At 58.0% G+C, this 4,730-nt stretch carries 5 protein-coding genes; 3 read left to right on the top strand and 2 right to left on the bottom strand.

Annotation, left to right across the window (positions count from 1 at the left end):
- Window positions 1-212: 212 nt before the first annotated feature.
- Window positions 213-485: a DUF1652 domain-containing protein gene (locus BFP96_RS20130; RefSeq protein WP_065888111.1), complete on the bottom strand. Its 273-nt coding sequence runs from the start codon at window positions 483-485 to the stop codon at window positions 213-215.
- 205 nt (window positions 486-690) lie between these two features.
- Window positions 691-1,188, bottom strand: coding sequence for an NUDIX hydrolase (locus BFP96_RS20125; protein WP_065893105.1), 498 nt, complete (start codon window positions 1,186-1,188; stop codon window positions 691-693).
- A 489-nt stretch (window positions 1,189-1,677) separates the two neighbouring features.
- Here BFP96_RS20125 and BFP96_RS20120 point away from each other — a divergent pair, with 489 nt between their 5' ends.
- The 3 genes from BFP96_RS20120 to BFP96_RS20110 all read left to right on the top strand — a co-directional run.
- Entirely contained in the window at window positions 1,678-3,111 is a 1,434-nt protein-coding gene (locus BFP96_RS20120; RefSeq protein WP_065897204.1) for a serralysin family metalloprotease, read from the top strand.
- Window positions 3,112-3,158: 47 nt separating this feature from the next.
- On the top strand, window positions 3,159-3,515 hold the full coding sequence (locus BFP96_RS20115; protein ID WP_065897203.1) for a protease inhibitor Inh/omp19 family protein: 357 nt from the start codon (window positions 3,159-3,161) through the stop codon (window positions 3,513-3,515).
- A 103-nt stretch (window positions 3,516-3,618) separates the two neighbouring features.
- A partial coding sequence (locus BFP96_RS20110; RefSeq protein ID WP_256549179.1) for a type I secretion system permease/ATPase occupies window positions 3,619-4,730 on the top strand: 1,112 nt, incomplete at its 3' end.

Raw genomic sequence — 4,730 nt, 5'->3', positions numbered from 1 at the left:
GTCCTGCCGGGTTACCCACGGATTCAAGCCTGCGTTCGGCCAGCGTGGTTTAACGGGGCGCCTGAGATCAAGATCAAAAGCAGATCAAGATCAAAAGCGACTCGCTTCGCATCGTGGTTACTGTTGGGCGCTGCTGAGTTGTGTAGGTACCTATGGCCATCGGGGGCAAGCCCCCCTCCCACAATTGGATCTCATTGGCATGCGGCAATCGATCAAGCCCGCAACGACAGCGGCGGCACAAAACTCTCAAGCTCATCTTCCACTGCCTCAATGATGCGCTCGACATCGGCAGCGTTCATCACGGTGGCGCAGGGAATGCCGGCGATGGCGATCAGTGTCTCGCCGCTGGTGCGATCAAACAGGCGGGCCACCATGCTGCCGGGGGCGTCCATGCTCCCTTCGAAGCCCATCGGATGAAAATGCCAACGCATCAGTTGGCATGCATTGGGAAAGGTCACTTTGTTCATATTGCCCACCTTGTTCATTGAGCGCTTCCTTTAGCTCGCGGCAGGGGCCAGGACCGTCAATAGTCCTGGTGTCGAGCAGTAAAAATAGCATTCGTTCGCAAGGGGAACGCGACTTTTTCAAGTCCGTTCGGCGGTTCTTTGATCTGGATCATGTCCTGCCGGTCGCCAGGCTGGCGAGAGGCGCCACGGCATGGGCGACACGTCGTTGCAAATCAACTGAACGTCATGACTCATCCGCTAACTGAATCAGCTCTGGGGAAGCGGGAGGGCCTAGAGTGAGCAGGCGTTGCAGGTAATGTCCCAGGCGCGGTGGCACGATGAATTGTTCGGTGTGATTGATTTCCTCGACGCTCCACCAGCGCATCTCCTTGACCACGGCTTTCTCTTCGTCGGTCTGATGCTGTGTCGTGAAGTCGACGCGGGTAGCCCGATAGAGCAGAAAGGACTCATCCAGAAGAACCGGCGTGCCATTACGCATCAATGTATGTTTTCCCGTCCACACCAGGCGCCCTTGGGACAGTTCTTCGGGGCGGTATCCCGCTTCCTCGAACAGCTCACGTTGTGCGGCGTCTTGAAGGCTTTCGTCCGGCTTGATTCCGCCACCCAGGGTGCACCAGAAGGTCCGGTCAGGCAGGGTCACCTGCATCAGTAGAATTTGATCATGTGGATTGAGCAGAAGGGCCCGGACATTCTTTCGGCAGGGCAGATCACAGGGGGCCATGCAGGTGTTCCTTTTTGATCTCGGCGTTCAACCCTAATGGAGCGTTCGCTGATATACGAGGTATACCTGACATTGATTATCTTCAATCCCCGTCAAGTTGGCCCGTGTCCCGGCATCCGGGGGCAGACCAGTGCTACTTTAATCTGCAGGTAGTGGCTCATTAATATTGCTTATGCCACGGTGTCAATATATTGGATCCATTATTCAAGTACGGCGCTGAGTTAAAGCGCTTTAGCGCTATTTAATATTTAAATAACGCTGGGCTTAGATTAGGCGTGCAATCAGCAACCACGCCCAATAAATACTGCGCACGACTTCCTGTTGTTGAACCTGCATCACCTTTTCATCAGTGAAATATGTGTAGACGAAAGATTTCAAGTTGTGTCAGTTTTCTTACGCCTTCAAAAGAGGTGAGTGATAGGACTATCCTCGCCCGCGAGGTTCCTATCGAACAAAGACTGATGCACTTGCAAACAAGGAAGTACGTTTATGTCAAAAGTAAAAGACAAGGCTATTGTATCTGCCGCGCAAGCCAGCACTGCTTACTCGCAAATCGATAGCTTCAGCCATTTGTACGACCGTGGCGGCAACCTCACGGTCAATGGCAAACCGTCCTACAGCGTGGACCAGGCAGCCACCCAGCTGCTGCGGGATGGCGCCGCGTACCGGGACTTTGATGGCAACGGCAAGATCGATCTGACCTACACCTTCCTCACCTCGGCTACCCAGAGCACCATGAACAAACATGGCATCTCGGGCTTCAGCCAATTCAACGCCCAGCAGAAAGCACAGGCCGCACTGGCCATGCAATCCTGGTCGGATGTGGCCAACGTGACCTTTACCGAAAAGGCCTCCGGCGGCGACGGGCACATGACCTTCGGCAACTACAGCGGTGGCCAGGACGGCGCGGCGGCGTTCGCTTACCTCCCCGGCACCGGCGCAGGCTACGACGGCACCTCGTGGTACCTGACCAACAACAGCTACACGCAGAACAAGGCGCCGGACCTGAACAACTATGGCCGGCAGACCCTGACCCACGAAATCGGTCACACCCTGGGCCTGGCTCACCCTGGCGACTACAACGCCGGGAACGGCAACCCGAGCTATAAAGACGCGACCTATGGACAGGACACGCGTGGCTATAGCCTCATGAGTTACTGGAGCGAGAGCAACACCAACCAGAACTTCAGCAAGGGCGGGGTCGAGGCTTATGCTTCCGGTCCGCTGATCGACGACATTGCCGCGATCCAGAAGCTCTACGGTGCCAACCTCAACACCCGCGCCGGTGACACCACCTACGGTTTCAACTCCAACACCGGGCGTGATTTCCTCAGCGCCACATCCAATGCCGACAAGCTGGTGTTCTCGGTATGGGACGGTGGCGGCAACGACACCCTGGACTTCTCCGGCTTTACTCAGAACCAGAAGATCAACCTCAATGCGACCTCGTTCTCCGACGTTGGCGGCCTGGTGGGCAACGTGTCCATCGCCAAGGGCGTCACCATCGAGAACGCGTTTGGCGGTGCGGGTAATGACCTGATCATTGGTAACCAGGCGGCCAACCTGATCAAGGGCGGGGCCGGCAACGACCTCATCTACGGCGGTGGCGGTGCGGACCAACTGTGGGGCGGCGCCGGCAGCGATACATTCGTGTACGGTGCCAGTTCCGACTCCAAGCCAGGGGCCGCAGACAAGATCTTTGACTTCACCTCGGGTTCGGACAAGATCGACCTGTCCGGTATCACCAAGGGTGCGGGGGTGACCTTCGTCAATGCGTTTACCGGGCATGTCGGCGACGCAGTTCTGTCCTACGCCTCAGGTACCAACCTGGGTACGTTGGCGGTGGACTTCTCCGGGCACGGCGTGGCGGATTTCCTCGTCACCACCGTTGGCCAGGCGGCTGCCAGCGACATCGTGGCGTGATGTAAAGCGCGGCGCGCAGGCGCCGCGTTCCAGGATGGAGCCAGACGATGCAGCGTTTTTCCAAGTGGTTGACCCTTTTGATCGTGTCGGCAGGAGCCCATGTAATGGCGAGCAGTCTTGTTTTACCCAGCACCGCGCAATTGGCGGGGCATTGGCAGTTGCACCAGGGTGACCAGGTGTGCGCGCTGGACCTGCAAGAGCAGGCCAACCGCCTGGGCGGCGATGTAGCGTGCGTGGCGCAATGGCTGGGTGAGAAGCCCCTGACCTGGTCGCCCACCCCGGACGGTATCTGGCTGATGAATGCCGAAGGCAGCGGGATCACGCACTTGAACCGCCAGGCGGAAGGCGAGTATGAGGGGCGCACTAAATCCGGTGCGGTAGTTGCATTGCGACGCACGCCTTAGTTTCCAGTTATAAGCTTATAACTTCATTTGTTAGTTGGCCGCGCCTTAATCAGGGGTTGGGCAACTATTGCGCGTTATCCGGGTTCAGGGAAGATAAGAAAATATGGCCAAGCCCCAAGCTGTTGCGCCCTTGTTCAAGGCGCTGGGTGAATACAAGAGCATCTTGATCAGCATTGGCTGTTTTACCGCCTTGATTAACCTGTTGATGCTGGTGCCATCGATTTATATGCTGCAAGTGTACGACCGCGTGTTGTCCTCCCAGAATGAAACGACGCTGGTGATGTTGACGCTGATGGTCGTCGGGTTCTTTGCCTTTATTGGCCTGTTGGAAGTGATCCGCAGTTTTGTGGTGATCCGCATCGGCAGCCAATTGGAGCGACGTTTCAACTTGCGCGTCTACCAGGCCGCGTTCGAACGCAACCTGCAACGCGGGCAGGGGCATGCAGGGCAATCCCTGGGCGATCTGACCCACATTCGCCAGTTCATTACGGGGCCTGCGCTGTTCGCGTTTTTCGACGCGCCCTGGTTTCCCATCTACCTGTTCGTGATTTTCCTGTTCAACGTGTGGCTTGGCGTACTGGCCACGGCGGGCGCGGTGCTGCTGATCGGCCTGGCCTGCCTGAACGAGTACCTGACCAAAAAGCCGCTGGGTGACGCCAGCGGTTTTTCCCAGCAGTCGACGCAGTTGGCCACCAGCCATCTGCACAATGCCGAAACCATCCAGGCCATGGGCATGCTCGGTGCGCTGCGCCAGCGCTGGTTCGCGGTGCATTCGCAGTTCCTCGGCTTGCAGAACCAGGCCAGTGACACCGGCTCGGTGATCACCTCCCTGAGCAAATCCTTGCGGCTGTGCCTGCAGTCCCTGGTATTGGGGTTGGGCGCCTTTTTGGTGATCAAGGGCGATATGACTGCCGGGATGATGATCGCCGGCTCCATTTTGATGGGCCGGGTCCTCAGCCCCATCGACCAGTTGATCGCGGTATGGAAACAATGGAGCTCGGCCAAGCTGGCCTACCAGCGCCTAGATGAACTGCTGCGTGAGTTCCCCCCGGAAGGCGAGCAGATGGCCTTGCCTGCGCCCAAGGGCCAGGTCAGTTTCGAGCAGGTCAGCGCCGGCCCGCCCGGTCGACGCCTGGCGACCCTGCACCACGTCAGCTTCAACCTGGGCGCCGGCGAAGTGCTGGGCGTGCTGGGCGCTTCGGGCTCGGGCAAGTC

Origin of the sequence: Pseudomonas sp. 34 E 7, from assembly GCF_900005715.1 — a bacterium.
Taxonomy (GTDB): Bacteria; Pseudomonadota; Gammaproteobacteria; order Pseudomonadales; family Pseudomonadaceae; genus Aquipseudomonas; species Aquipseudomonas orientalis_A.
The sequence above is the reverse complement of the archived record's forward strand: the minus strand, read 5'-3'. Positions and strand labels throughout refer to the sequence as shown.

Coding starts and splice junctions, on each gene's coding strand:
- BFP96_RS20130 (WP_065888111.1), bottom strand. CDS start 485: ATGAACAAGGTGGGCAATATGAACAAAGTGACCTTTCCCAATGCATGC.
- BFP96_RS20125 (WP_065893105.1), bottom strand. CDS start 1,188: ATGGCCCCCTGTGATCTGCCCTGCCGAAAGAATGTCCGGGCCCTTCTG.
- BFP96_RS20120 (WP_065897204.1), top strand. CDS start 1,678: ATGTCAAAAGTAAAAGACAAGGCTATTGTATCTGCCGCGCAAGCCAGC.
- BFP96_RS20115 (WP_065897203.1), top strand. CDS start 3,159: ATGCAGCGTTTTTCCAAGTGGTTGACCCTTTTGATCGTGTCGGCAGGA.